The following is a 23,562-nucleotide window of genomic DNA, read 5'->3' on the forward strand; positions in this document are numbered from 1 at the left end:
GCTCTTCCGTAAACCTCAGTCGCTTCATCGTCCGTCCTTCCATCAGGGCCGGACTCTAATCACGCGTGGAGGAAAATCAGGGGGTCACGTCACACCCGGACGACCGGGGCGGCCCCACCAACTTCGGCATCACGCAGGCCACGGCGCGCGCGGCGGGCTACGGCGGCGCCATGCGCGACCTGCCCCGCAGCGCGGCGGCGGACATCTACCGGAAACGCTATTGGCACGACACCGGCTTCGACCGCGTGAACGCGTTCGCCCCGCGCATCGCCGCGGAGCTTTTCGATACCGGCGTGAACATGGGGCCCGCGGTCGCCACCGGCTTCCTCCAGCGCGCGCTCAATGCCCTCAACCGCCGCGAACGGGACTGGCCGGACATCCCGCAAAGCCGCCGCATCGACACCGCGACGCTCGATGCGCTCACAGCCATCATGAAAACGCGCGGCAAGGCGGGCGAAACCGTGCTGCTGCGCGCGCTCGAAGCGCTGCAGGGCGCCCGCTACATCGAACTCGCCGAGGCGCGCCCGGCGAACGAAAGTTTCGTGTTCGGCTGGCTCGCCGGCCGCATCGGCGATTTTCACGCCTGAACCCCCGGCAGGAAAGGAACACGCGCATGTCGCTCGTGGAAGGCATCATCGCCCCGGTCGCGAAACTCCTCGACCGCATCATCCCCGACAAGGAGGCGCGCGAACGCGCCAAGCTGGAGCTGATCCAGCTGGAAGGCAGCCACGAACTGAAGCTGATCGAGGCGCGCATGTCCGCGATCCTCGCGGAGGCGAACGCGGCGGACCCGTGGACGAGCCGCGCCCGCCCGAGCTTCCTCTATGTGATGTACGTGCTGCTGCTCTGGTCCATCCCCATGGGCCTCATCGCCGCCGCCGCGCCGATTCGAAAGCTCGTGTCAGGCGCTGTCGCGGTCGTAGAGCGCCCGGTAGTGCTGAACGCGCGTTACGCGCAGGCCGGGCATGCCGACCCGGTCAACGGCACGTTCCCACGCCGCGAATTCTTCCGGGCTCAGGCCATACCGTTCGCAGGCATCGTCCGCAGAGATGAGCCCGCCCTTCACCGCAGCCACGACCTCGGCCTTGCGACGCACCACCCAGCGGCGCGTGTCCGAGGGCGGCAACGTGTCGAGCGTTAGCGGCTCTCCAAGCGGACCGATGACTGATGCGGGGCGAAACTTTTGATTTTCCATCATTATTCTTTTGGCTCCAACACTACGCGACTGCCTTGTTGATGCACCCTAGCTGCAGACCCTTAAAAGAACGCCTAAACGCCAAGGTAAATTCTACGGCAACAGAGCTTAACGGCATCCTTCCCGTCTTAGTGTTTGAAAACGCGACCTTCCCATCTCTGAAATCGTTCAGCCGTCTCAACGCGCGGCACGGCGATGGGCTCCACATACGCTGCAAACGTGCAAAAATCGTAAGCGGCCTCTATATGCGCGGACATGAACAGCATTCCCGATCTCGGCGGCCTTCGGCCCGGCGCGCGCGTTGTCGTCGCGATGTCGGGCGGCGTCGATTCGAGCGTCGTTGCGGCGCTGGTGAAGGAAGCGGGCTACGAGACGATCGGCGTCACGCTCCAGCTTTACGATCACGGCGCTGCGGTGGGGAAGGCGGGCACGTGCTGCGCGGGCAGCGACATTCACGATGCCCGCCGCGTCGCCGACCGACTCGGCATCGCGCATTACGTGCTCGACTATGAAAGCGCCTTCAAGGACAGCGTGATCGAGGCGTTTGCCGACGAATATGTGCAGGGGCGAACGCCGATTCCCTGCGTGACGTGCAACCAGACCGTGAAGTTCCGCGATCTCCTCTCCGTCGCGCGCGACCTCGGCGCCGATGCGATGGCGACGGGCCACTACGTGCGGCGCGTGGAAGGGGCACAGGGCCCGGAACTGCACCGCGCGGTCGATCCCGCGCGCGACCAGAGCTATTTCCTGTTCGCCACGACGCGCGAACAGCTCGGCTACCTCCGCTTTCCCCTCGGCGGCATGGAGAAGGCGGCCGTGCGCGAACATGCCCGGCGCTTCGGCCTCGTGGTGGCGGACAAGCCCGACAGTCAGGACATCTGCTTCGTCCCCTCGGGCGATTATGCCGGGATCGTCCGCAAGCTGCGCCCCGAAGCCGGTGAGCCCGGCGAGATCGTCGATATGGACGGCACCGTGCTCGGGCAGCACCGGGGCCTCATCCACTACACGGTCGGCCAGCGGCGCGGGCTCGACATCGGCGGTCTTGCCGATCCGCTCTACGTCGTCCGGCTGGAGCCGGAAACGCGCCGCGTCGTTGTCGGTCCCCGCGCGGCGCTCGGTGTCGCTGCCGCCGCGCTCGGCAAGATCAACTGGCTCGGCGCCGACGCCGACGCCGGTATCGACGTTCTCGCCAAGGTCCGTTCGATGGCAAAACCCGCACCCGCGCGCTTCGAGGGCGGCCGCGTCACCTTCGCGGCGCCTGAATACGGCGTCGCGCCGGGGCAGGCCTGCGTTCTTTATGACGGCGAGCGCGTGCTCGGCGGCGGCTGGATAGACAGCACGGTTTCGGCGCTGGTCGCGGCCTGACTTAACGGCTCCGCGCCACCTTCGCCCATACGGGAAGATGGTCGCTGGCGCGCTTGGCCGTCAGCGAGGTGTGCACGCCGCTTTCCTGCACCTTGAAATGGTCGGAGACGAAGATGCGGTCGAGCGTGCCGAGCGGTCGCCGCGTCGGGAAGCTGGGGCCGCAGTCGGCGCACTGGTGGTGGCGCTGAAACTCCCGCAGCGCCTTGCTGTCGAGCATCCAGTCGTTGAGGTCGCCCATCAGGATGCTGGGGAGCTGGATTGTGCGTTCGTTGATGTGATCCACAAGCATCTTTGCCTGCCGCGCGCGGTAAATCCCGGTAAGATCGAGGTGCATGCCGACAACGCGCACCGACTCGCCGCGCACGATAATGTCGGCAAGCACCGCGCCGCGCGGCTCCAGCATCGGCAAAAACAGCGGCTCGCCGTGGATGATTTCGTGGTCCTTGCGCACCAGGATGGCATTGCCGTGCCAGCCGATGCTGTTTGGCCGGTTCTCGATCGGCACCGCGCGGTAGGGGCTCTCCGCCTCGATCATCGCGCGCGGAATCGCACTCGCCCGCTCGCCGAGGCGGCGGTCGGCCTCCTGAAGCGCAATGATATCCGCATCCAGCTCGTTGAGCACGGTGAGCACGCGATCGGGCTTGCGGAGGCGATCAAGGCCGATAGCCTTGCGCATATTGTAGCTGGCGACGCGGAGGGTCATGGCACGCTAGATAGGAGGGCCCGGGCAGCGTTCAAAGGGTGAACGTCCCTTCGATCACCGTCACGCAGGTTCCGCCGAGCACGGCGCGCTCCCCGTCGAGGCGGCAGGCGACTCGGCCGCCGCGCGCGCTCGCCTGAAACGCCTGGAACGCAGGCTTGCCAAGCCGCTCGGCCCAATAAGGCGTCAGCATCGCGTGCGCGGCGCCGGTGACGGGGTCTTCGTCGATCCCCGCGCCCGCCGCGAACACGCGGCTGACGACGTCGAACGCGCCGCCGCCGGGCGCGGTCACGACGACGAGGTGGTTGCCGACCTCGCGCAGCAGGCCGAAATCGGGCTTCATCGCGCGCACCGACGCCGCATCGGGCACAACGTAGAGCCAGTTCTGGCCGGGAAAGCCGAGCACGGCTTCGGGCGTCAGGCCGATCGCCTTCACGATGCGCGGGTCCGCCGCGTCCGGTGTCGGGCGCCGCGCGGGGAGATCGAGTTCGTAGGTATCGCCTGTGCGCCGCACCTCCAGTACGCCCGCAAGCCGCGTGCGGAAGCGGATGCGGTCGAGATCGACATCGCGCGAAAGAAGATAATGCCCGCTCGCCAGCGTCGCGTGGCCGCACAGGTCCACCTCGATCGCGGGCGTGAACCAGCGCAGATCAAAATCGGCGTCCGCCGCGCCGGACGGGATGAAGAAAGCGGTTTCGGCGAGGTTGTTCTCCTCTGCGATCGCCTGCAGCACGTCGTCTGCGAGCCATGCCTCCAGCGGCATCACTGCGGCCGGATTGCCTTCGAACGGGCGCGCCGCGAAGGCGTCGATCTGGGCGAAGGGGAGCTTAACGGGCATGGCTCTCTTCCTGAATGGGGCGCGTATCGAAATGACCGCTCGGGTCGACGTGGACAAGGATGTCGCTGCCGGGGAACGCATTCAGCACGCAGGCCTCCACGATATCCACGATGTCATGGGCAGCCTGCACGGTGATCTGCGGATCGACCCAGATGTGGAACTGGATGAAGTCGGTGTGCCCCGCGTGCCGCGTTTTCAGTTCGTGAATGCCTTCGACGCCGGAAACGGCGCAGACCAGCGCTTTCAGGCGCTCGCGCTTTTCTTCCGGCCATTCCTTGTCCATCAGCATGTCGAGCGCGTGGCGCGCGGTCTTGATCGCGCCCCACGCCAGCCACAGCGCAATGAAGACGCCGAAGAGCGGATCGGCGCCGCGCAAGCCCAGCATCGCGTCGAGAACGAGCGCTGCGATCACCGACAGGTTCAGCAGCAGGTCCGATTGGTAGTGCATCCGATCGGCGTCGATCGCGAGCGAGGCGGTCCGGCGCACGATGAAACGCTGGTAGGACACGAGCGCCAGCGTCACCGCTATCGCGAAGATCGAAACGCCGATGCCGAGTTCGGCCTCCACGGGCGGCGTATCACTGCCGAACGCATCTACGGCCCGCCAGCCGATCGCGATGGCGGAAAAGGCGATGAACACCGTCTGCATCAGCGCCGCGATCGGCTCCGCCTTGCCGTGTCCGAAGCGGTGGTCCGCGTCCGCAGGTTCAGCGGCAACGCGCACGCCGATCAGCGTGATGATCGAGGCGATGAGATCGAGCGCGGTATCGGCAAGCGAGCCGAGCATCGCAACGGAGCCCGTTTCCATCGCCGCCCACGCTTTCGCGGCGCCAAGCACGAGCGCCGCCGTGAACGAGGCGAGGGCGGCGCGGCGGGTCAGCCTGCCGCGCGCTTCAAGCCTCGCGGCGTCCATCACGGATACTGCATCGATCGCGTCCAGCCGCTGCTGCCGCAATCGTAGATCGTGCGCTCGTGCAAACGGTCGCGCCGGTCCACCCAGAATTCCATGCGCGCGGGCACGACGCGGTAGCCCGACCAGTGCGGCGGGCGCGGCACGTCGCCGCCCTCATACTTCGCGGTAAACTCCCCGACGCGCGCCTCAAGCGTCGCGCGGTCGTCCAGCGGCTCGGACTGGAAGCTCGCCCACGCACCGATCTGCGAGGCGCGCGGGCGAACCGCGAAATAGGCGTCGGCTTCGGCGGGTGTCACAGGCTCTACAGCGCCGTCGATGCGCACCTGCCGGCGGAGCGATTTCCAGTGGAAATTGAGATGCGCCTGTGGATTCGCGGCAAGCTCGCGGCCCTTTCGGCTCAGCGTATTGGTGTAGAAGGTGAAACCGCGCGGATCGACATCCTTCAGCAGCACGATCCGCACCGAAGGCCGGCCGTCGGCGTCGGCCGTTGCGAGCGACATGGCGTTGGCATCGTTGGGTTCGGAAGCGGAGGCCTCCTCGAACCAGCGGGCGAACAGGTCAAAGGGATCGTGCGGAAGCGACGTCATGGCGCGCTACATAGACCTTGCGAAGCGGGGAGGGAACTGCGCGATTCCACGTTTCGATCATTCTCGAAACATGGGAAGCCGAGTCGGCGATGAGCGTCTTCGCGATCGTGAACCGTTCGCGCCGGTGGTACGAAAAGAGCGCCTGACCGCCTCTTGCTCTGCCCGAAATCCTCCCTACCTCCAGCTTGTTGTATTTCGGCAACAGTGGATTTTCCGGAGGCGTTGTGGTGAGCGTAGGGACGATGAGTGATCTCTATTCGACCCTTGGTGTGAAGCGCGGTGCAAGCGATGCGGAAATCAAATCCGCTTACCGCAAGCTCGCGAAGGAATTGCATCCTGATCGGAACAAGGACAATCCGAAAGCCTCGGAGAAATTCTCCGAGCTGACTGCGGCTTACGACCTGCTTTCCGACAAGGACAAGCGCGCCCAGTACGATCGCGGCGACATCGACGAGCAGGGCAATCCGAAGATGCCGTTCGGCTATGGCGGCGGACAGGGCCGTGCCCGCCCCGGCGGCGGTATGGGCGCGGAGGATTTCACCTTCACGGGCGCTGCAGACGATATCTTCTCCGAGCTGTTCGGGCGCGGACGCCGGGGTGGTGGTGGCGGCGGGTTCGGCGGGTTCGATTTCGGCGGCGGCTCTGGCCCGCGCCAGCCCCCGGCGAAGGGCCGCAACGTCGCCTACAAGCTCGCGGTCGACTTCGCGGAAGCAGCCGAGCTGAAGCCGCAGCGCGTAACGCTCGCGTCGGGCAAGACGGTGGACCTTAAGCTCCCCGCCGGTTTCGTCGAAGGCCAGCAGATCCGGCTTGCCGGGCAGGGCGAGGCGGGACCGGGCGGAAACGGCGACGCGATCGTCACGCTGCGGGTTTCGCCGCACCGGTTCTTCAAGCGCGACGGCGACGATATCCGCCTTGAACTCCCGATCAGGCTCGACGAGGCCGTGCTCGGCGCAAAGGTGAAGGTGCCCACGGCGAGCGGATCGGTGATGCTGTCGGTGCCGCCGGGGTCGTCGTCCGGCAAGGTTCTGCGTCTGAAGGGCAAGGGCTTCCACAGGAAGGACGGCGGTCGCGGCGATCTGCTCGTCACGCTTGCGATCGACATCCCCGAGGACGATGGGGCGCTCAAGGCCTTCGCGGAAGGCTGGGACAGCGGCAAGGCGCACGACCCCCGCGCCGGAATGGCATGACCCGTCTTTTCGCGCGTCTGCTCGAAGAGGAGCGGCGCGCAGTCCGCGTGGCGCTGCGCGTGGCGACGGGCGTGTGGGACGATGGTTTCATCCACGCCGGCAATCTCGCCTATCTTTCGATGCTGGCATTGTTTCCGTTCTTCATCGTGCTCGGCACGTTCGCGGGCATGCTCGGCCGATCCGATGCGGGGCTGGAGGCGGTCGAGGGCTTCCTCAATACCCTGCCGCCCTCGGTTTCCGGCATCGTGGGCCCGCCGATCGAAGCGGCGATGGAGGGCTCGACCGGCATCCTCACCTTTTCGATTCTCGTCGGCCTGTGGACGGCGGGAAGCTACATCGAAACCATCCGCGACATCCTGCGCCGCGCCTATCATGCCGAATATGCGGCGCCCATATGGCAGCGCCGTCTCGGCAGCCTCGCGGTGATTCTCGGCAGCGTGCTGCTGATGCTGGCGGCGTTCGCGGCGCAGGTGATCGTGGTCGCGGCCGAAGAGGTCGTGACGCGCTTTCTGCCGTGGTTCGATACGGTCGAGCAGATCATCGACATCGGACGTCTCGGGCCGCTCGTCGTGCTGTTCGTCGCGCTCTATCTGCTGTTCCACAGCCTCACCCCCGCGCATTTCCGCAAGCGCGGTCCCAAGTGGCCGGGTGCGGCGGTAACGGCGGGCGTATGGGTGGGGGCGACCCTCATTCTGCCGCGCCTTCTCGCCGATGTTTCGACGTATGACCGCTTCTACGGTCCGCTCGCGGGCGTGATGATCACGCTCCTGTTCTTCTTCATTGCGGGCATGGGATTCGTGATCGGCGCGGAGCTGAACGCGGCGCTGGCAATGGAACCCGAAAATGGGCAAAAGGACGCGGAATCGGGGGGGCAACCGAAAGGCTGAAGGCAATATGGCTGGTTTGATGCAGGGCAAGCGGGGGCTGATCATGGGCCTCGCCAACGAACGTTCGCTCGCATGGGGGATTTCGAAGGCCCTTGCCGAACACGGTGCGGAACTGGCGTTCAGCTATCAGGGCGAGGCGCTGGAAAAGCGCGTGCGCCCGCTCGCCGAAAGCGTCGGGTCGGATTTCCTGATCGAGTGCGACGTGTCCGACATGGCGGGTCTGGATACCGCGTTCGATACTCTGGCGGCGCGTTGGCCGACGATCGATTTCGTCGTCCACGCCATCGGCTTCTCCGACAAGAACGAGCTTCGCGGTCTCTATGTGGATACCAGCCTCGAAAACTTCCTGCAGACCATGAACGTGTCCGCCTACAGCTTCGTAGCGGTAACGCGGAAGGCGCGCGCGATGATGCCAAACGGCGGTTCGGTGCTCACGCTCAGCTACTACGGCGCTGAAAAGGTCGTGCCGCACTATAACGTCATGGGTGTTGCGAAGGCGGCGCTGGAAGCAAGCGTCAAGTATCTCGCGATGGATCTGGGGCCTGAAAACATCCGCGTGAATGCGATTTCCGCCGGTCCGATCAAGACGCTGGCGGCAAGCGGCATCGGCGATTTCCGCTACATCCTGAAATGGAACGAGCTGAACAGTCCGCTCCGCCGCAATGTCACCATCGAAGAGGTCGGCGGCTCCGCGCTCTACCTGCTCTCGGACCTTGCAAGCGGGGTGACCGGCGAGGTCCACCATGTCGATGCCGGCTACAACGTCATCGGCATGAAAGCCGAGGACGCGCCGGACATAGCGCTCGCCTGATGTTCAACAGCTTCGGCCGCATCTTCCGCTTCACGACTTGGGGCGAAAGCCACGGGCCGGCGCTGGGCGTCGTCGTCGACGGCTGCCCGCCGGGGATTGCGCTCTCGGAAGAGGATATCCAGCCGTGGCTCGACAAACGGAAGCCCGGCCAGTCGCGCCACACGACGCAGCGCCGCGAACCCGATGAGGTGCGCATTCTCTCAGGCGTGTTCGAAGGCAAGACGACCGGTACACCGATTTCGATGATGATCGAGAATGTCGATCAGCGTTCAAAGGACTACGGCGACATCGCCGAAAAATACCGTCCCGGCCACGCCGACTACACCTACGACGCCAAGTACGGTTTTCGCGACTATCGGGGCGGCGGGCGCTCATCGGCGCGCGAAACGGCGGCGCGCGTCGCGGCGGGCGCCGTGGCGCGCAAGGTGATCGCGGGCGTCGGCATCCTTGGCCACGTCGTCGAGATCGGCGGCGACCGCGCCGAGCGCTTCGCGGCGCATGAGCTTCCGAACAACGATTTCTGGTGCGCCGATCCCGAGGCGGCAAAACGCTGGGAAGCGCTGCTCGACAGCGTGCGCAAGTCCGGTTCTTCGGTGGGCGCGGTGGTCGAGGTGTTCGCGAGCGGCGTTCCGGCAGGCTGGGGCTCGCCGCTCTACGCCAAGCTCGACAGCGAACTGGCGGCGGCGATGATGTCGATCAACGCCGTGAAGGGCGTCGAGATCGGAGACGGTTTCGCCGCAGCGCGCCTGCGGGGCGAGGAGAATGCCGACCGGATGCGGCCCGGAAATCCGCCGACGTTCGACACGAACCACGCGGGCGGCGTGATGGGCGGCATCTCCACAGGGCAGGACGTGCTCTGCCGCATTGCGCTGAAGCCGACCTCTTCGATCCTGACGCCTGTGGAAACGATCACGCGCGGCGGCGAGGCGGCCACGGTGATGACGAAGGGCCGTCACGACCCTTGCGTCGGCATCCGCGCCGTGCCGGTCGCCGAAGCGATGATGGCCTGCGTGCTCGCCGATGCCTTCCTTATGCACCGCGCGCAGGTGGGATGACCGACCGGATCGCGCGGCGGCTGCGCATCCACGGCCGCGTGCAAGGCGTCTGGTATCGCGCATGGACGCTGGAAACCGCGCAGCGCCTCGGCCTCGACGGCTGGGTCCGCAACCGCATCGACGGCACCGTGGAGGCGCTGGCCGTGGGCGCGCCCGATGCCGTTGATAAGCTGATTACCGCCTGCCATGCAGGCCCGCCCGCCGCGAAGGTGGAGCGCGTGGAGGTCGAGGCGGCCGAAGGTATCGTGCCGCGCGGGTTCACGAAGAAACCGACGGTTTGATCGGCTGAGGGCAGCGATGCGCGTCCCTCGCGTAACGCTCAGTCCGCGAACGGATCCGTCACAAGGATCGTGTCCTCACGCTCCGGGCTCGTCGAAACGAGCGCCACCGGGCAGCCGATGAGTTCCTCGATACGCCGCACGTACTTGATCGCCTGCGCCGGGAGCTGCGCCCAGCTGCGCGCGCCCGCAGTCGATTCGTGCCAGCCTTCGAAGCTCTCGTAGATCGGCTTCGCGGCGGCCTGCGCGGCCGGATGCGCGGGCAAATGATCGTAGTGAACGCCGTTCACATCGTAGCCGGTGCAAATCTTCAGCTCTTCGAAGCCGTCGAGCACATCGAGCTTGGTAAGCGCGACGCCGGTAACACCGGAGACGGCGATCGACTGGCGCAGCAGCGCGGCGTCGAACCAGCCGCAGCGGCGCTTGCGGCCTGTAACGGTGCCGAATTCATGGCCACGCTCGCCAAGGCGCTGGCCGGTCGCGTCGTCGAGTTCGGTGGGAAAGGGGCCGGAGCCGACGCGCGTCGTATAGGCCTTCACGATGCCGAGCACATAGCCGGTCGCCGAAGGGCCGAGCCCGGAGCCGCCGCTCGCGGTGCCCGCGATGGTGTTGGAGCTGGTGACGAACGGATAGGTGCCGTGATCCACATCGAGCAGAACGCCCTGCGCGCCTTCGAACAGGATGCGCTTGCCCGCACGGCGCGCCTCGTTCAGGCCCACCCACGCCGGTCCGGCGTAGGGCAGCACCTCGGGCGCGATGGCGGCGAGGTCGGCGATCAGCGCGTCGCGATCGATGGGCTCAACGCCGAATCCGGCGCGCAGGGCGTTGTGGTGTGCAAGCAGGCGGTCGATCTGCGGGCCTGCCTCGTCGAGGTGCGCCAGATCGCAGACGCGCAGCGCGCGGCGGCCGACCTTGTCTTCATAGGCCGGGCCGATGCCGCGCCGCGTGGTGCCGATCTTGCCCGCGCCGCTCGCGTCCTCGCGCAGCGCATCGAGATCGCGGTGAAAGGGAAGGATCAGCGGGCAGGTTTCGCTGATGATGAGATTTTCCGGGCTGATCGCGACGCCCTGGCCGCGCAGCTTCTCGATCTCGGCCTTCAGATGCCACGGATCGAGAACGACCCCGTTGCCGATAACCGACAGCGTGCCGCGCACGATGCCCGACGGCAGCAGGCTCAGCTTGTAGACGTTGTTGCCGACAACGAGCGTATGCCCCGCATTATGGCCGCCCTGAAAGCGCACGACGACATCGGCGCGGGCCGATAGCCAGTCGACGATCTTGCCCTTGCCCTCGTCGCCCCACTGGGCGCCGATCACGGTCACATTGGCCATTTCGGGAACGTCTCCATTCAGCGTCGATACACGGCGGCACTCACTAGGGTTGTCGCGCGCGTGCGTCCACGGCTTTTGCAAAAGCGGTCAAAGGATATTCGCGCTATCAGGCGTATGAAACAGGAAGGTCAGGAGAAGTGATGCGGGGGAAGCTGCTGGGGACAATCGCATTGGTGCTGGCCGTCAGTGCGGCGCAGGCGCAGCAGCCTCGCGCGGGCGGCGGCCTGATGGCGTGCCGCGCCGATATGGAGGCGCTGTGCGGCAGCGACAAGGCGAACAGGCCGAAGGTGCGCCAGTGCATCATCGAGAATCGCGACAAGGTTTCCGAAGACTGCAAGCGCGCGCTCGACATGATGCGCAACGGGCCCGGAGCGGGCGCGATGCCCACCGCAACCGTCAGTTACGGCAACGATGCCCGACAGGCGATCGACTTTTACCGTGCCAAGGGCGCCGCCGCGCCGCTCATCGTGTTCATTCACGGCGGCGCGTGGAGCTTGGGCGACAAGCGGCAGGCGTCGGGGCGCAAGCCTGGCCACTTCACAGGCGCAGGCTATGCCTTCGCGTCGATCAACTACAGGCTCGTGCCGCAGGCGACGGTCGAGCAGCAGGCCGCGGATGTCGCCTCGGCGATCGACATGTTGCGGTTCCGCGCGGAGGAATACGGTATCGATCCGAACCGCATCGCACTGATGGGGCACAGCGCCGGAGCGCATCTCGCGGCATTGGTGGCAACCGACCCGCAGTATCTGAAAGCGGCGGACGTGCCGATGAAGGCGGTGAAGGCGGTCGTGCTGCTGGACGGCGCGGGCTACGATGTCGCGGCGCAGATGAAGACCGGCGGTCCGGTCATTCAGAAGCTGTACGGGCCGGCGTTCGGCAATGATCCCAGGCGGCAGGCGGCGCTGTCGCCGATGAGCCATACAGCGCCGCCGAATGCGGCCGCGTGGCTGGCGCTCTATGTCGAGGGGCGGGATGCCTCGCTCGGACAGTCGCAGGCGCTGGTGAAGGCGTTGGAAGCCTCGGGCGTGAAGGCGCGCGCGCTCGCTGTGCCGGAGAGCAGCCACAGTCAGCTCAATCAGAACCTCGGCATGGACGGCGACGCCGCGACGGCGGAGGTCGATGCGTTCCTGAAGGCCGCGCTTTAAAGTTTGAGGAGTTCGCCGTCCTTCAGCGCATATTCGCAGCGCAGCCGCGTCGGCGTGTCGGCATCGGTGAACGCGGCGAGCGTTGTCCAGCCTTCGGCGCGCAGCTTCGCGCCGAGCGCTGCGTCAGTGCCGAGCGGCACGAACACGCGGCGGCGGCGCGAGGCGCCGAGGCCCGCATCGACGAGACCGTCCACGTAGAGCGAGAAGCCCACGGCCGCTTCCTCACTGCCGCCCGGATGACGGACGAGATAGGTGCCGCCGCGCCCGACCTCGCCGCGCACGCCTTCGGCGAAGACGGAAAAGCCGATCCACGTCTGATATTCGAAACCGTGGCGCTCGGTGGGGTCGATGGTGACGGCAGCGTGCGGTGCGGCTGTCGCGACCAGTCGTTCGAGGCCCGCGATGCGCGTGTCGAGCGCGCCCGCGGTATCGAGCGCTTTCAGGCGCGCAAGCGCGGCGTCTGCCGGACCAGCGGCTTCGATAAGCGTGCCGTAGCGTGCTGCCCCAAGCGCATTCAGCGCAGCGGCGTCCTTGCCGTCGAGCGCCGTCTGCATGTCGGCGAGCGCCGCCGTGATCGGCCAGGGGCCACCGGCAAGCGTGCCGACGAGGTCGGGCAGCGTCAGATCTACGGACATGTCGGAAAGGCCCGCTGCGGCAAGCGCTTCGAGCGCGATGCCGAGCAGCTCGGCGACGGCATCGACATGGTCGGAGCCGATCAGTTCGGCGCCCATCTGCATCGCCTCGCGCTGCGGCCCGACCTGCGCCGGGCGTACGCGGAGCACGGGGCCGCCGTAGGCAAGGCGCAGAGGGCGGGGGATGTGCGCCATGCGCGTCGTCGCGATGCGGCCCACCTGCGCGGTGATGTCCGGCCTCAGCGCCAATGAGTGCTGCGACAGCGGATCGACGAAACGCAGCAGATCCTGCGGCCGCGCCGAAGACAGGCGGGTGACGAGGCTGTCTTCGAATTCGACAAGCGGCGGCGAAACACGCTCGTAACCGTGGGCCGAAACGCGGTCCAGCAACGTGCGCAGCAGATCGGCGGCGGCTTCGGCCTGCGGGGGCAGGCGGTCGCGGAAGCCTTCGGGGAGCAGGCCCTTGGAGATCGGATCGGTCATGGTGGCCCGGCTCTAGCGGCGCGCGCGGATGGAAACAAGATTGCGGCTGTTTGTTTGCCCCTCTCCCCAACCCTCTCCCCCGGAGGGGAGAGGGAGAAGGAAACGTGCAAGCTAGAAACGAAGCGCCTTCACATCCTTCACGCCGTCGAGCTTGCAGATCGTCCAGAGCAGCGGGTCGGAGATGTTGCCGTCGACCGACAGCAGCAGGATCGCCTCGCCGCCGCCTGCTTTCCCGGCGCCGTCGCGGCGGCCGAGGTGGAAGGTGCCGATGTTGACGTTCGCTTCGCCGAGCGTGGTGCCGACCTTGCCGATGAAGCCCGGCTTGTCCTCGTTGGCGATGAACAGCATCGAACCGTCGAGATCGGCCTCCACCTTGATGCCGAAAAGCTCGACGAGGCGCGGACGCTTCATGCCGAAGAGCGTGCCTGCAACGGAACGCTCGCCGTCTTCGGTCTTCACCGTCACGCGCAGCAGCGTGTGATAGTCGGTCTCGCGTTCGTGGCGGACTTCGGCGATTCCGATGTCGCGCTCGCGGGCGATGTGAACAGCGTTAACCATGTTCACCGTGTCCGAAATCGGCCGCATCAAGCCCGTGATGACCGCGCTGGTGATCGGCTTGATGTTCAGCTCCGCGGCGGCGCCTTCGACCTCGACGGTCACATGGCTGATCGCGCCCTTGGCGAGCTGGCCGGCAAGAAGCCCCAGCTTTTCGGCAAGTTCGATATAGGGGCGAACCCTCGGGGCTTCCTCAGCCGAGAGCGACGGCACGTTGAGCGCGTTGGTGACGGCGCCCGAGAGCAGGAAGTCCGAAATCTGCTCGGCGACCTGGATCGCGACGTTCACCTGCGCCTCGTCCGTGGACGCGCCGAGATGCGGCGTGGAGATGAAGCCCGGCGTGCCGAACAGCGGGCTTTCGTGCGCGGGTTCGTTCACGAACACGTCAAGCGCGGCGCCGGCTATCTGGCCCGAATCGAGCAGTTCCTTGAGCGCCGCCTCGTCGATCAGCCCGCCGCGCGCGCAGTTGATGATGCGCACGCCCTTCTTGGTCTTCAGCAGGTTCTCGCGGCTGAGGATGTTGCGCGTCGAATCGGTGAGCGGCGTGTGCAGCGTGATGAAGTCCGCGCGGGCGAGAAGCTGGTCCAGATCCACCTTCTCGATGCCGATATCCTCGGCGCGCTCGGGCGTCAGGAACGGATCGTAGGCGACGACCTTCATCTTCAGTCCGAGCGCGCGTTCCGCGACGATCGAACCGATGTTGCCCGCGCCGATCAGGCCGAGCGTCTTGCCCGTCACCTCGACTCCCATGAAGCGGTTCTTCTCCCACTTCCCGGCCTGCGTGGAAGCGTCCGCCTCCGGCAGCTGGCGGGCGAGCGCGAACATCAGCGCGATCGCGTGCTCGGCGGTCGTGATCGAGTTGCCGAACGGTGTGTTCATCACGATAACGCCCTTCGCCGAAGCGGAAGGGATATCGACGTTGTCGACGCCGATCCCGGCGCGGCCGACGACCTTCAGGTTGGTCGCGGCCTCCAGAATGTCGGCGGTGACCTTGGTGGCGGAGCGGATGGCGAGGCCGTCGTACTGGCCGATGATCGCCTTCAGCTCGTCCTTGGTCAGGCCGGGCTTCTCGTCGAAATCCACGCCGCGCTCCTTGAAGATGGCGGCGGCCTTCGGAGACATTTTATCGGAAATCAGAACCTTGGGCATGGGATGTTGCTTTCCTCATCGTCATACCGGCGAAGGCCGGTATCCATTCGATCAGTGGGATGGACCCCGGCTTTCGCCGGGATGACGGTTTCAGTTCGAAATGACCTGGGCAAACGCCCAGTCGAGCCACGGCGTCAGCGCCTCGATATCGGCAGTCTCGACGGTGGCGCCGCACCAGATACGCAGGCCCGGGGGGGCATCGCGGTAGCCGTTGATGTCGAGCGCCGCGTTTTCCTTTTCCAGCAGCGCGGCGATCTTCTTGGGCGTTTCCGCGTCGGCGCGCGGGTCCGTGATCCTCAGGCAGACGCTGGTGTTCGATCGCGTGGCGGGATCAACTGCGAGGTTTTCGATCCACGGCGTCCGCTCCACCCACGCATCGAGCGCCCCGGCGTTTGCGTCCGCGCGGGCGGCAAGAGCCTTCCACCCGCCGAGCCTGTCCGCCCATTCCAGCGCATCGATATAGTCCTCGACACACAGCATCGAGGGCGTGTTGATCGTCTCGCCGGTGAAGATGCCTTCGATGATCTTGCCGCCCTTGGTCATGCGGAAGATCTTCGGCAGCGGCCATGCCGGGCTGTACGTCTCCAGCCGCTCGACGGCGCGCGGGGAAAGGATGAGCATGCCGTGCCCGCCTTCGCCGCCCAGCACCTTCTGCCACGAGAAAGTGGTGACATCGAGCTTGTCCCACGGCAGATCCTGGGCGAACGCGCCGGAGGTCGCATCGGCAAAGGTCAGGCCTTCACGGTCCGCCGGGATCCAGTCGCCGTTCGGAGCGCGCACGCCAGAGGTGGTGCCGTTCCACGTGAAGATCACGTCGCTGGCGAAATCGACCGCGCCGAGGTCCGGCAGTTCGCCGTAGGGCGCCTTCAGCACGGTGGGGTTGAGCTTCAGCTGCTTGACCGCGTCAGTCACCCAGCCTTCGCCGAAACTTTCCCACGCAAGGCAGGTGACGGGGCGAGCGCCGAGCATCGACCACATCGCCATTTCCACCGCGCCGGTGTCGGAGGCGGGGACGATACCGATGCGGTAGTCGTCCGGCACGCCCAGCACCTTGCGGGTGAGGTCGATGGCGAGCTTCAGGCGCGCCTTGCCGAGCTTGGCGCGATGCGAGCGGCCGAGCACGTCGAGATTGAATTTCATGGGATCCCAGCCGGGGCGCTTGGCGCAGGGACCGGAAGAAAACTGGGGGCGTGCGGGCAGGATGCCCGGTTTGGTAACGTCAGTCATAATCTCTCCTCACAGAGAGCGCGCGCCGCGTTGGGGCGGCGTGGCCCGGGGCCGCTCATAGAGATGCACGGGTGAGAGTCAAATGGCCATTTGTGGCAAAGGCATCCCGATGCTACAGGCGGGCCATACGGTCAGGGGGAGTGCGCCATGCGTCTGAGTGATTGTCACAATGTTGCGGATTTTCGCAAACTCGCGAAAAAGCGCCTGCCTGCGCCGGTTTTCCACTACATCGACGGCGCGGCGGACGACGAGATCACGCTCGCGCGGAGTACGGCGGCGTTCAACGACTGCGACCTGGTGCCGCGCGTGCTGGCGGGCGTGGAAACCGTGGACATGTCCACCACGCTCTTCGGCAAGCGCATCGAGATGCCGCTCTTTCTCTCGCCGACCGCGCTCCAGCGCCTGTTCCACCATGACGGCGAGCGCGCCGTTGGTCGCGCGGCGGAAAAATTCGGCACGTTCTGCGGGATTTCCAGTCTCGCGACCGTCAGTCTTGAAGAGATCGGGCGGACGATTTCCACGCCGAAGCTGTTCCAGTTCTATTATCACAAGGACAGGGGCCTGAACCGGGACATGATCCAGGCCGCGAAGGACGCTGGGTTCGATGCGCTTGCGCTTACGGTGGATACGATCGTCGGCGGCAATCGCGAACGCGATTTTCGCACGGGATTCACCACGCCGCCGAAACTGACGCCCTCCAGTCTGCTCGGCTTCGCCACGCACCCGTCGTGGACTCTGAACTTCCTGCTGCGCGAGCGTTTCGAGCTTCCGAACCTCAAGAACCATGTCCGGCAGGGCAGCAACACGGCGGTAACGGTCAGCGGATATTTCACCTCGCTGCTCGATCAGTCGATGGATTGGAAAGCCGCCGAGGCGATCCGCGCCGAATGGGGCGGGCCGTTCTGCCTGAAGGGGGTGATGTCGGTCGAATGCGCGCGGCGAGCGATCGATATCGGCGCGAGCGCGATCATGATTTCCAACCACGGCGGGCGCCAGCTCGATGGCTCGCGCGCGCCGTTCGATCAGCTTGCGGAGATCGTCGACGCCGTGGGGGATCGGCTGGAGGTCATCATGGATGGCGGCGTGCGCCGCGGATCGCATGTGCTCAAGGCGTTGTCGCTGGGCGCAAAAGCGGTCTCGGGCGGGCGGCTCTATCTCTATGCGCTCGCCGCTGCCGGCCAGCCGGGCGTCGAGCGCATCCTCGGCAAGTTGCGCGGCGAGATCGAGCGCGACATGAAGCTGATGGGCGCGCGCACGCTCGCGGACCTTTCGCGCGAGAACCTGCGCTTCCGCTAGGCTGCGGCGGAGACCGCCATATTCTTCTCTCCCGTCTGCGCGGCGATGCCCCCGCCGCGGCGTTTGGCGGTGTAAAGCGCTTCATCCGCGCGGCTGATCAGGGGTTCTAGATCCTCGGCCCGGTCGGACGAAACGGCGTAACCGACGCATGTGGAAATCTTTGCGACATGCCCGCCGAGGCGGAACGGCTGACGGATCGCCGCCTCTATGCGGCGTGCGAGGACGCCGGCCTCTTCAGGGTGCTTCATGCCGCACTGCACGATCGCGAACTCGTCGCCGCCCAGGCGCGCCGCCATGTCGGTTTCGCGGATGATGTAGGACAGTCTCTTGGCGACCGCTGCAAGCAGCGCGTCGCCGACGGGATGGCCGAGTTCATCGTTCACGCCCTTGAACCCGTTCAGATCAAGGCAGTGCACCGCAACGAGCCCGGCACGCGGGTTCAGTGTCACATGTTCCTCGAACCATTCGCGCAGCGCGAGCCGGTTTGGAAGGTCGGTGAGCCCGTCGGTTCGCGCCAGATTGCCGAACGTGATGCGCCGACTGATTTCCCTCACCGTGAAACGGTAGCGATCGAGCAGGCTGCGGATGCCGCCGGCGAGCAGTGCGAGCATCATGACCGCCGTTGCCCAATAGAGATGGTGGGAAGCCATGAACGCCGCAATAACGCCCGGAACGATGGCCGTGAGCATGCTGGCGACGGCGAGGCGCGGCCGAAGCGAAATGCCGGCCGAAACGCCCGCCCCGTATCCGACGAGCAGCGCGACGGTCAGCAGGTGCGTTTCCATTGCCGGAAGCGAGAACACCCGCACGCCGAACGCCCCGAGGCAGATCGCAAAGGCGAGATAAGACACGGAGAATCGGCGTTCAAGACGCCGCGCGCGCTCAACGCCGAGCCGGGTATCCGCCGCTTCCTTGCGACCGCTGAACGCCACGAAAAGACGGATCAGGCTGGTCAGCGTGCCTGCGGCCACGATCAGGGCCAGCGTCATATCGCCGGTTTCCACGACCATCAGGACACCGCCCGCGACAAAGCCGATGCTCATAATCACCGAGGGGATGAACGCAGCGTAGAGGCTGCGCACCAGCTCCACATAAATGCCGTCGAGCACGGTTTCTGCCCGGGGAAAGAACGCCTGCTTCATACGCAACTCAACATCCCGCAACGCTTAGCTCTCTCAGGAGCGGTCGCTTCAGACGTGACCTCATCCGCATTGAGGCAAGGTTAACAGCTTCGTCAAAAGCGACGGTCCGAGCCGGGCTGCGCGGGCCAAGCGCGGTTGCGGGTCGCGGGCAGGGCGCTAAAAGAGGCGCATGTCGGGTCGGGCTCTCTCCGCGTTTGTACTGCTTGCCGTGGCTGCCTGTTCCGGCGGGCCGCCGCCGGTTTCGGGGCGGCAGACGACCCCGCAGGCGCCCGATACCGCCGCCGCCTGCTTCGCCCGGCTCGATCGCCTGCAGGGCCTCAAATACCGCAAGCTCGATCCGCATGTCGAAGGCCAGTGCGGTTATGACAACGGCGTGCTGCTGCTCGATATCGGTGTGCCGGTGGCGGGGCTTAAGGCGGTTTCCTGTCCTGTCGCCGAAGCGCTCTACCGCTGGGTGCACGAGGGTGTACGCCCGGCGGCGCGCGATCATCTGGGCGCCGAGATCGTGCGTATCCAGAGCTACGGCACCTACGCTTGCCGCACGCGCAACAGCCGGCCCGGCGCCCGGCTTTCGGAGCATGCGCGCGCGAACGCCGTCGATATCGCGGGTTTCACGCTCGCCAGCGGCCGCACGGTGGCGGTGAAATCCGGTTGGCGCGGGCAGGGGGATGAACAGTCGTTTCTGCGCGCCGTGCACCGCGCCGGCTGCGCGCGGTTCAACATCGTCATCGGCCCGGACGGCGATGCCTTCCATCAGGACCACTTTCATCTCGACATGGGCCGCGGCCCATATTGCCGCTGACGCGAAACGGTTTCGACGTTAGAGACGCCGCATGGACGACAAGAACAAAGTTTCGCACCGCACCTTCCCATCGGCCGAGGAGGACGCGGCGGCAGCGGCAAAGACCACGCCGATTCCCCAGACCGAGCATCCCAGCTACCGGCTGGCGTTTCAGGATGCGGATTTCCTCCTGCGCGATGAGCTTCGGCCGGTCCGCTTCCAGCTCGAGCTGCTGAAGCCGGAAATGCTGCTGAAAGAGCACGGCATCGCATCGACATTCGTGCTCTACGGGTCCGCGCGCATCCCGTCGCCAGAAACCGCCGACGCGCTCGTTGCAGCGGCGCGGACGGACTGGGAAAAGAAGGTCGCCGAGCGGCTGCGCGAAAAGGCGAAATACTACGCCGAGGCCTACAAGCTCGCCTATCTCGTCTCGTCCCTGCCGCGCGAGGACGGCGAACGGCATTTCGTGATCTGTTCGGGCGGCGGGCCCTCGATCATGGAAGCGGCCAACAAAGGCGCGCACGATGCGGGCGCCGAATCCGTCGCGCTCAACATCGTGCTGGAGCACGAGCAGCTGCCGAACCGGTACGTCACTCCGGCGCTCTCGTTTCAGTTCCACTATTTTGCGCTCAGGAAGATGCATTTCCTGATGCGCGCCCGCGCCGTGGCGGCGTTCCCCGGCGGCTTCGGTACGCTTGACGAGCTGTTCGAAACGCTCACGCTCATTCAGACGCGCAAGGTGAAACCGTTCCCCGTGCTGCTGTTCGGGCGGGAATTCTGGGAACGCATCGTGGATTTCGAGGCGCTGGCCGAAGAAGGCACCATCGCCCGCGAGGATCTCGCGCTCTTCCACTTCGTGGAGACCGCCGAGGAAGCCTGGCAAATCGTGGCGGGATTCTACGAGATTTCTGCTATGGGCGGTCCCTGCTAGAAAAGCCGTCTCGAACACGGGGAGGGAATGGGCGAAGCGCGCGAAAGCACGGCACGCATAGAGGCCCTCGATATCCTGCGCGGTATTGCCGTTCTCGGCATCATGCTGGTCAATATCCACGGCATGGGCAGCGTCCCCGGCGTCGCCTCTGATCCGCGCATTTCGGGCTGGGATACCGCCGATCAGATCGTCTGGTGGGTGCAGCAGCTCTTCGTCGAAGGCACGATGCGCGGGCTGCTTTCGCTGCTGTTCGGCGCGGGGTTCGTCATCATCGCCACCCGCCCGCAGGCGGGTCGCTCCGCACTTTCGATCTACTACAGACGCATGGTGTCACTCGTCTTGCTCGGCCTCATCCACAGCTACCTGCTGATGTGGCCCGGCGACATTCTGCTGATCTACGGACTGGCCGGTCTCTTCCTGTTTCCCTTCCGCGACCTTCCCGCCCGCGCGCTCATCGGCCTTGGCCTCGGCGGCATCGCGCTTATCACCGCGATCGGTGCGGCAGCGGTGGTGGAGGGCATGAACACGCGAGAGCACGCGGAAGCGGCGATTGCCGGGGGCGCCGGCGACGACGACGAGCGCATAGTCGCCTGGCAGGGCTACCTCGATGCGGTCCGGCCTGATCTACAGGCCGACGTCGATTCCCGCGCGGCGCGGCAGGGAAGCCTCGCCGACAATCTTGCCTACAAGGCGACGATAGCGAGCAAATGGAACAGTCCGGCCGGGCTCAGCTGGTGGGCGCTGGATGCGCTCGCGATGATGCTGATCGGCGCGGGGCTGTTCAAGGTCGGTTTTCTCGGGGGCGCTTTCACCCGCGCAACCTATCTCAAGTTCGCGCTGGCGGGCTATGCCGTCGGCGTCCCCATCAACCTCATCGAGACAGAGCAGATGGTCGCCGCCGGTTTCGTGGTGCCGATCCCCGTAGCCGAGGTCACGCATCAGATCGGGCGTCTCGCCACGACGCTCGGCCACGCCGGGCTGGTGCTCGCAGCCTTGCATACGCTGCGTGGAAGGCGTCTGCTCGGGGTATTCTCGGCGCCCGGACGCATGGCGCTCTCAACCTACATCGGCGAAACGATGATCGCGCAGTGGATACTGTTTCCCGGCTTCGCCCTTGGGCTGCACGGCACGATGTCCATCGCGGAAAGCTGGCTGATCGCGCTGGGTATCGCGGTCGTGCTGGTTCTGGCCGACACGTGGTGGCTCAGGCGCTTTCGAACAGGGCCGCTCGAATGGCTGTGGCGCCGGCTCACTTATGGCCGGCGCCCTGTCTTGCGAACTTAGTTCGTGGCTTCGGCGGGCGCCTCGGCAGGAACCGCAGTGGCCTGTTCACCGGCTGCCGGTGCGGCATCCGATGCGGCCGCGTCGGCCGGAGCCTCGGCGGCGGGCGCTTCGGCAACCGCAGGCACGGCGGGCAGCGGCAGCGGGCTGTCGCTCTGCGCGTTGAGGTAAACGAGAAGGTCGGCGCGGTCCTGCGGCTTGGAGATGCCCGCGAAGCTCATCTTGTTGCCGGGAAGGAACTTGCGGGGCGATTCGACCCAGTGGCTCAGCTCGTCCCAGCCCCAGGTGCCGCCATGGTTCTTGATGGCATCCGAATAGGCGAAGCCTGCGATGTGGGCGAACTTGGCGCCAACGATGCCGTATAGGTTCGGGCCCTGGCCGGTGGCGCCGCCTTTGTTGATGGTGTGGCAGGCCGCGCACTTCTTGAACTGTGCTTCACCCTTGGCCGGGTTGGCGGTGGCGAGGAACGCGGCGATCGGCTGAACAACCTCGGCAGCGCCGCCGGCTTCAGCTTCGATTTCTACGCCTTCGACGACGTAGCCCTTCGTTTCAGAGTGGCCGGGCGCATAGACGAGACCGGTGAGGATGGACAGGCCAAGCACCGCGATCGCAGCCGCCAGCACCCAACCGATAATCTTGTTCCATTCGTAACTGTCCACTGCGCCCTCCGAAGAGCGGGGCTTTTCTTCGAGCCCCCCCGATTCAAAATCGCGCGGAACATAGTTTCAGGAGTCGGGCTTGCCAAGCACCAGATCGCCGCAGGCTGCGCTTGACGCGGGAAGCCTGTACACCGCAAAGAGCGCGGCGATGCAAAACTATCCAGAATCCGCCGCCAGGCTCGTCGAAGAGCTTGCGCAAGCCGCTGAAAAGTCGCCGGAAACCGCTGTGGCGTTTCAGGGCGCGCCCGGCGCCTATTCGCATCAGGCGGCGCAGGAGATGGCGGCAGGCGCGCCGACGCTGCCGTGTCTTTCGTTTGCCGACGCCATCGATGCGGTGCGCGAAGGCCGCGCCGGTCGCGCCATCATCCCGATCGAGAACTCGTTGCACGGCCGGGTTGCCGACATTCATTTCCTGCTGCCGGAGTCAGGGCTTTCCATTGTCGCGGAGCATTTCGTTCGCGTGCGGCATTCGCTGCTCGCCATGCCGGGCGCCACGCTTTCCGATGTGAAGGTTGCGATCAGCCATCCTCAGGCGCTTGGTCAGTGCCGCAAGCGTCTTCGCGAATGGGGTATCAGCCCGGTCGCGTCATTCGATACGGCCGCGTCCGCCGCCAAGGTTGCCGATGACGGCGACAAGAGCGTGGCGGCGGTCGCCTCGCAGCTTGCGGGGCAGCTTTACGGACTCACGCCGCTTGCCGAGGGCATCGAGGACGAGGCGCACAACACGACGCGTTTCGTCTCGCTGGCGCGCGAACCCATGATGCCTGACGCGGGGCAGCCCGCGATGACCTCGCTGCTGTTCGAGGTGCGCTCGGTTCCCGCCGCGCTCTACAAGGCGCTCGGCGGCTTCGCCACCAACGGCGTCAACCTTACCAAACTCGAAAGTTACATGCGCGACGGTCAGTTCCAGGCCGCCGAGTTCTACGTGGACATCGTGGGCAGCCCCGGCGACTCGCACGTCGAACGCGCCCTCGAAGAGCTTAAGTACCACACCAAATGGGTGCGAATGCTGGGCACGTACGCGCAGGCACGTCCGCGTTAGGAGCTGTCTGCATTCACAGGATTCCCTTTGAGTTGGAGTTCTGATTCAAGGTCGTGGAAGGAGACGAACCTTGAGCAGACGGGTTTTGACGG

Annotated in this window: 24 protein-coding genes and 1 pseudogene; 14 read left to right on the plus strand and 11 right to left on the minus strand. The window is 65.9% G+C overall.

Annotated features, from left to right (window positions below; genetic code table 11):
- Positions 1-65: 65 nt before the first annotated feature.
- On the plus strand, positions 66-587 hold the full coding sequence (locus tag GGQ98_RS16695; protein WP_341534246.1) for a glycoside hydrolase family 108 protein: 522 nt from the start codon (positions 66-68) through the stop codon (positions 585-587).
- Positions 588-613: 26 nt separating this feature from the next.
- A pseudogene (locus tag GGQ98_RS16700) lies at positions 614-886 on the plus strand (3TM-type holin); the annotation flags it as partial.
- A gap of 15 nt (positions 887-901) precedes the next feature.
- On the opposite strand, the gene sciP reads toward GGQ98_RS16700, so the two are convergent.
- Positions 902-1,198, minus strand: a complete 297-nt coding sequence (gene sciP, locus GGQ98_RS16705; RefSeq protein ID WP_184071568.1) for a CtrA inhibitor SciP — start codon at positions 1,196-1,198, stop codon at positions 902-904.
- 252 nt (positions 1,199-1,450) lie between these two features.
- On the opposite strand from sciP, the gene mnmA reads away from it, so the two are divergent.
- Entirely contained in the window at positions 1,451-2,560 is a 1,110-nt protein-coding gene (gene mnmA / locus GGQ98_RS16710) for a tRNA 2-thiouridine(34) synthase MnmA (protein WP_184071570.1), read from the plus strand.
- Position 2,561: 1 nt separating this feature from the next.
- On the opposite strand, the gene GGQ98_RS16715 is transcribed toward mnmA, so the two are convergent.
- The 4 genes from GGQ98_RS16715 to pdxH are packed head-to-tail and all read right to left on the minus strand — an operon-like array spanning position 2,562 to position 5,598.
- Positions 2,562-3,263 (minus strand): endonuclease/exonuclease/phosphatase family protein, encoded by a 702-nt coding sequence (locus GGQ98_RS16715; protein ID WP_184071572.1) that lies wholly within the window; start codon positions 3,261-3,263, stop codon positions 2,562-2,564.
- 31 nt (positions 3,264-3,294) lie between these two features.
- Positions 3,295-4,098 carry a PhzF family phenazine biosynthesis protein gene (locus GGQ98_RS16720; protein ID WP_184071574.1) on the minus strand — a complete coding sequence of 268 codons (804 nt, stop codon included), beginning with the start codon at positions 4,096-4,098 and terminating at the stop codon, positions 3,295-3,297.
- Complete coding sequence (locus GGQ98_RS16725) at positions 4,088-5,011, minus strand: cation diffusion facilitator family transporter (RefSeq protein ID WP_184071576.1); 924 nt, start codon at positions 5,009-5,011, stop codon at positions 4,088-4,090. Before GGQ98_RS16725 ends, GGQ98_RS16720 begins: the two co-directional genes overlap by 11 nt.
- Complete coding sequence (gene pdxH / locus GGQ98_RS16730; protein WP_184071578.1) at positions 5,011-5,598, minus strand: pyridoxamine 5'-phosphate oxidase; 588 nt, start codon at positions 5,596-5,598, stop codon at positions 5,011-5,013. Before pdxH ends, GGQ98_RS16725 begins: the two co-directional genes overlap by 1 nt.
- Before the next feature lie 242 nt (positions 5,599-5,840).
- Between pdxH and GGQ98_RS16735 the strand changes: the two genes are divergently transcribed.
- The 5 genes from GGQ98_RS16735 to GGQ98_RS16755 are packed head-to-tail and all read left to right on the plus strand — an operon-like array spanning position 5,841 to position 9,819.
- Complete coding sequence (locus GGQ98_RS16735) at positions 5,841-6,785, plus strand: DnaJ C-terminal domain-containing protein (protein ID WP_184071580.1); 945 nt, start codon at positions 5,841-5,843, stop codon at positions 6,783-6,785.
- Positions 6,782-7,672, plus strand: coding sequence for a YihY/virulence factor BrkB family protein (locus GGQ98_RS16740; RefSeq protein ID WP_184071582.1), 891 nt, complete (start codon positions 6,782-6,784; stop codon positions 7,670-7,672). Before GGQ98_RS16735 ends, GGQ98_RS16740 begins: the two co-directional genes overlap by 4 nt.
- Before the next feature lie 7 nt (positions 7,673-7,679).
- The gene (fabI, locus tag GGQ98_RS16745; RefSeq protein ID WP_184071584.1) at positions 7,680-8,483 is read left to right on the plus strand and encodes an enoyl-ACP reductase FabI; all 804 of its coding nucleotides are present in this window, start codon (positions 7,680-7,682) and stop codon (positions 8,481-8,483) included.
- A complete protein-coding gene (gene aroC, locus GGQ98_RS16750) occupies positions 8,480-9,538 on the plus strand; it encodes a chorismate synthase (protein ID WP_184071611.1) in 1,059 nt (352 codons plus the stop codon). The genes fabI and aroC overlap by 4 nt, the downstream gene beginning before the upstream one ends.
- Complete coding sequence (locus GGQ98_RS16755; RefSeq protein WP_184071586.1) at positions 9,535-9,819, plus strand: acylphosphatase; 285 nt, start codon at positions 9,535-9,537, stop codon at positions 9,817-9,819. Before aroC ends, GGQ98_RS16755 begins: the two co-directional genes overlap by 4 nt.
- Positions 9,820-9,857: 38 nt before the next feature.
- Here the strand turns inward: GGQ98_RS16755 and GGQ98_RS16760 are convergent, their stop codons facing one another.
- Complete coding sequence (locus GGQ98_RS16760; RefSeq protein ID WP_184071588.1) at positions 9,858-11,147, minus strand: adenylosuccinate synthase; 1,290 nt, start codon at positions 11,145-11,147, stop codon at positions 9,858-9,860.
- Positions 11,148-11,287: 140 nt separating this feature from the next.
- Between GGQ98_RS16760 and GGQ98_RS16765 the strand changes: the two genes are divergently transcribed.
- The gene (locus GGQ98_RS16765; RefSeq protein WP_184071590.1) at positions 11,288-12,292 is read left to right on the plus strand and encodes an alpha/beta hydrolase; all 1,005 of its coding nucleotides are present in this window, start codon (positions 11,288-11,290) and stop codon (positions 12,290-12,292) included.
- Here GGQ98_RS16765 and GGQ98_RS16770 read toward each other — a convergent pair.
- The 3 genes from GGQ98_RS16770 to GGQ98_RS16780 all read right to left on the minus strand — a co-directional run bounded on the left by GGQ98_RS16770 (position 12,289) and on the right by GGQ98_RS16780 (position 16,338).
- On the minus strand, positions 12,289-13,407 hold the full coding sequence (locus tag GGQ98_RS16770; RefSeq protein ID WP_184071592.1) for an ATP phosphoribosyltransferase regulatory subunit: 1,119 nt from the start codon (positions 13,405-13,407) through the stop codon (positions 12,289-12,291). The two genes, GGQ98_RS16765 and GGQ98_RS16770, sit on opposite strands and share 4 nt — an antisense overlap.
- A 111-nt stretch (positions 13,408-13,518) precedes the next feature.
- Positions 13,519-15,111: a phosphoglycerate dehydrogenase gene (gene serA / locus GGQ98_RS16775; protein ID WP_184071594.1), complete on the minus strand. Its 1,593-nt coding sequence runs from the start codon at positions 15,109-15,111 to the stop codon at positions 13,519-13,521.
- 90 nt (positions 15,112-15,201) lie between these two features.
- Positions 15,202-16,338 carry a phosphoserine transaminase gene (locus GGQ98_RS16780; RefSeq protein ID WP_184071595.1) on the minus strand — a complete coding sequence of 379 codons (1,137 nt, stop codon included), beginning with the start codon at positions 16,336-16,338 and terminating at the stop codon, positions 15,202-15,204.
- 147 nt (positions 16,339-16,485) lie between these two features.
- On the opposite strand from GGQ98_RS16780, the gene GGQ98_RS16785 reads away from it, so the two are divergent.
- A complete protein-coding gene (locus GGQ98_RS16785; RefSeq protein WP_184071597.1) occupies positions 16,486-17,634 on the plus strand; it encodes an alpha-hydroxy acid oxidase in 1,149 nt (382 codons plus the stop codon).
- Here the strand turns inward: GGQ98_RS16785 and GGQ98_RS16790 are convergent.
- Complete coding sequence (locus GGQ98_RS16790; RefSeq protein ID WP_184071599.1) at positions 17,631-18,776, minus strand: GGDEF domain-containing protein; 1,146 nt, start codon at positions 18,774-18,776, stop codon at positions 17,631-17,633. The genes GGQ98_RS16785 and GGQ98_RS16790 overlap by 4 nt on opposite strands.
- Before the next feature lie 169 nt (positions 18,777-18,945).
- Here GGQ98_RS16790 and GGQ98_RS16795 point away from each other — a divergent pair, with 169 nt between their 5' ends.
- The 3 genes from GGQ98_RS16795 to GGQ98_RS16805 are packed head-to-tail and all read left to right on the plus strand — an operon-like array spanning position 18,946 to position 21,772.
- Positions 18,946-19,578 (plus strand): extensin-like domain-containing protein, encoded by a 633-nt coding sequence (locus GGQ98_RS16795; protein WP_184071601.1) that lies wholly within the window; start codon positions 18,946-18,948, stop codon positions 19,576-19,578.
- Between the two features lie 31 nt (positions 19,579-19,609).
- On the plus strand, positions 19,610-20,488 hold the full coding sequence (locus GGQ98_RS16800; protein ID WP_184071603.1) for an LOG family protein: 879 nt from the start codon (positions 19,610-19,612) through the stop codon (positions 20,486-20,488).
- A gap of 27 nt (positions 20,489-20,515) precedes the next feature.
- The gene (locus tag GGQ98_RS16805) at positions 20,516-21,772 is read left to right on the plus strand and encodes a DUF418 domain-containing protein (RefSeq protein WP_184071605.1); all 1,257 of its coding nucleotides are present in this window, start codon (positions 20,516-20,518) and stop codon (positions 21,770-21,772) included.
- On the opposite strand, the gene GGQ98_RS16810 is transcribed toward GGQ98_RS16805, so the two are convergent.
- A complete protein-coding gene (locus tag GGQ98_RS16810; protein WP_184071607.1) occupies positions 21,769-22,428 on the minus strand; it encodes a c-type cytochrome in 660 nt (219 codons plus the stop codon). The genes GGQ98_RS16805 and GGQ98_RS16810 overlap by 4 nt on opposite strands.
- 148 nt (positions 22,429-22,576) lie before the next feature.
- On the opposite strand from GGQ98_RS16810, the gene GGQ98_RS16815 reads away from it, so the two are divergent.
- A complete protein-coding gene (locus GGQ98_RS16815; RefSeq protein ID WP_184071609.1) occupies positions 22,577-23,470 on the plus strand; it encodes a prephenate dehydratase in 894 nt (297 codons plus the stop codon).
- Positions 23,471-23,562: the final 92 nt, after the last annotated feature.

Source organism: Sphingosinicella soli (assembly GCF_014199685.1).
Classification (GTDB): Bacteria; Pseudomonadota; Alphaproteobacteria; order Sphingomonadales; family Sphingomonadaceae; genus Sphingosinicella; species Sphingosinicella soli.

What these genes read in the sequence shown, in the direction of transcription:
- GGQ98_RS16765 (WP_184071590.1), top strand. Translation starts at nt 11,288, where the DNA reads ATGCGGGGGAAGCTGCTGGGGACAATCGCATTGGTGCTGGCCGTCAGT.
- GGQ98_RS16790 (WP_184071599.1), bottom strand. Translation starts at nt 18,776, where the DNA reads ATGAAGCAGGCGTTCTTTCCCCGGGCAGAAACCGTGCTCGACGGCATT.
- mnmA (WP_184071570.1), top strand. Translation starts at nt 1,451, where the DNA reads ATGAACAGCATTCCCGATCTCGGCGGCCTTCGGCCCGGCGCGCGCGTT.
- GGQ98_RS16805 (WP_184071605.1), top strand. Translation starts at nt 20,516, where the DNA reads ATGGGCGAAGCGCGCGAAAGCACGGCACGCATAGAGGCCCTCGATATC.
- GGQ98_RS16800 (WP_184071603.1), top strand. Translation starts at nt 19,610, where the DNA reads ATGGACGACAAGAACAAAGTTTCGCACCGCACCTTCCCATCGGCCGAG.
- GGQ98_RS16770 (WP_184071592.1), bottom strand. Translation starts at nt 13,407, where the DNA reads ATGACCGATCCGATCTCCAAGGGCCTGCTCCCCGAAGGCTTCCGCGAC.
- GGQ98_RS16715 (WP_184071572.1), bottom strand. Translation starts at nt 3,263, where the DNA reads ATGACCCTCCGCGTCGCCAGCTACAATATGCGCAAGGCTATCGGCCTT.
- GGQ98_RS16815 (WP_184071609.1), top strand. Translation starts at nt 22,577, where the DNA reads ATGCAAAACTATCCAGAATCCGCCGCCAGGCTCGTCGAAGAGCTTGCG.
- GGQ98_RS16725 (WP_184071576.1), bottom strand. Translation starts at nt 5,011, where the DNA reads ATGGACGCCGCGAGGCTTGAAGCGCGCGGCAGGCTGACCCGCCGCGCC.
- GGQ98_RS16740 (WP_184071582.1), top strand. Translation starts at nt 6,782, where the DNA reads ATGACCCGTCTTTTCGCGCGTCTGCTCGAAGAGGAGCGGCGCGCAGTC.
- GGQ98_RS16755 (WP_184071586.1), top strand. Translation starts at nt 9,535, where the DNA reads ATGACCGACCGGATCGCGCGGCGGCTGCGCATCCACGGCCGCGTGCAA.
- GGQ98_RS16760 (WP_184071588.1), bottom strand. Translation starts at nt 11,147, where the DNA reads ATGGCCAATGTGACCGTGATCGGCGCCCAGTGGGGCGACGAGGGCAAG.
- GGQ98_RS16735 (WP_184071580.1), top strand. Translation starts at nt 5,841, where the DNA reads ATGAGTGATCTCTATTCGACCCTTGGTGTGAAGCGCGGTGCAAGCGAT.
- pdxH (WP_184071578.1), bottom strand. Translation starts at nt 5,598, where the DNA reads ATGACGTCGCTTCCGCACGATCCCTTTGACCTGTTCGCCCGCTGGTTC.
- serA (WP_184071594.1), bottom strand. Translation starts at nt 15,111, where the DNA reads ATGCCCAAGGTTCTGATTTCCGATAAAATGTCTCCGAAGGCCGCCGCC.
- fabI (WP_184071584.1), top strand. Translation starts at nt 7,680, where the DNA reads ATGGCTGGTTTGATGCAGGGCAAGCGGGGGCTGATCATGGGCCTCGCC.
- GGQ98_RS16785 (WP_184071597.1), top strand. Translation starts at nt 16,486, where the DNA reads ATGCGTCTGAGTGATTGTCACAATGTTGCGGATTTTCGCAAACTCGCG.
- GGQ98_RS16720 (WP_184071574.1), bottom strand. Translation starts at nt 4,098, where the DNA reads ATGCCCGTTAAGCTCCCCTTCGCCCAGATCGACGCCTTCGCGGCGCGC.
- sciP (WP_184071568.1), bottom strand. Translation starts at nt 1,198, where the DNA reads ATGATGGAAAATCAAAAGTTTCGCCCCGCATCAGTCATCGGTCCGCTT.
- GGQ98_RS16780 (WP_184071595.1), bottom strand. Translation starts at nt 16,338, where the DNA reads ATGACTGACGTTACCAAACCGGGCATCCTGCCCGCACGCCCCCAGTTT.
- GGQ98_RS16795 (WP_184071601.1), top strand. Translation starts at nt 18,946, where the DNA reads ATGTCGGGTCGGGCTCTCTCCGCGTTTGTACTGCTTGCCGTGGCTGCC.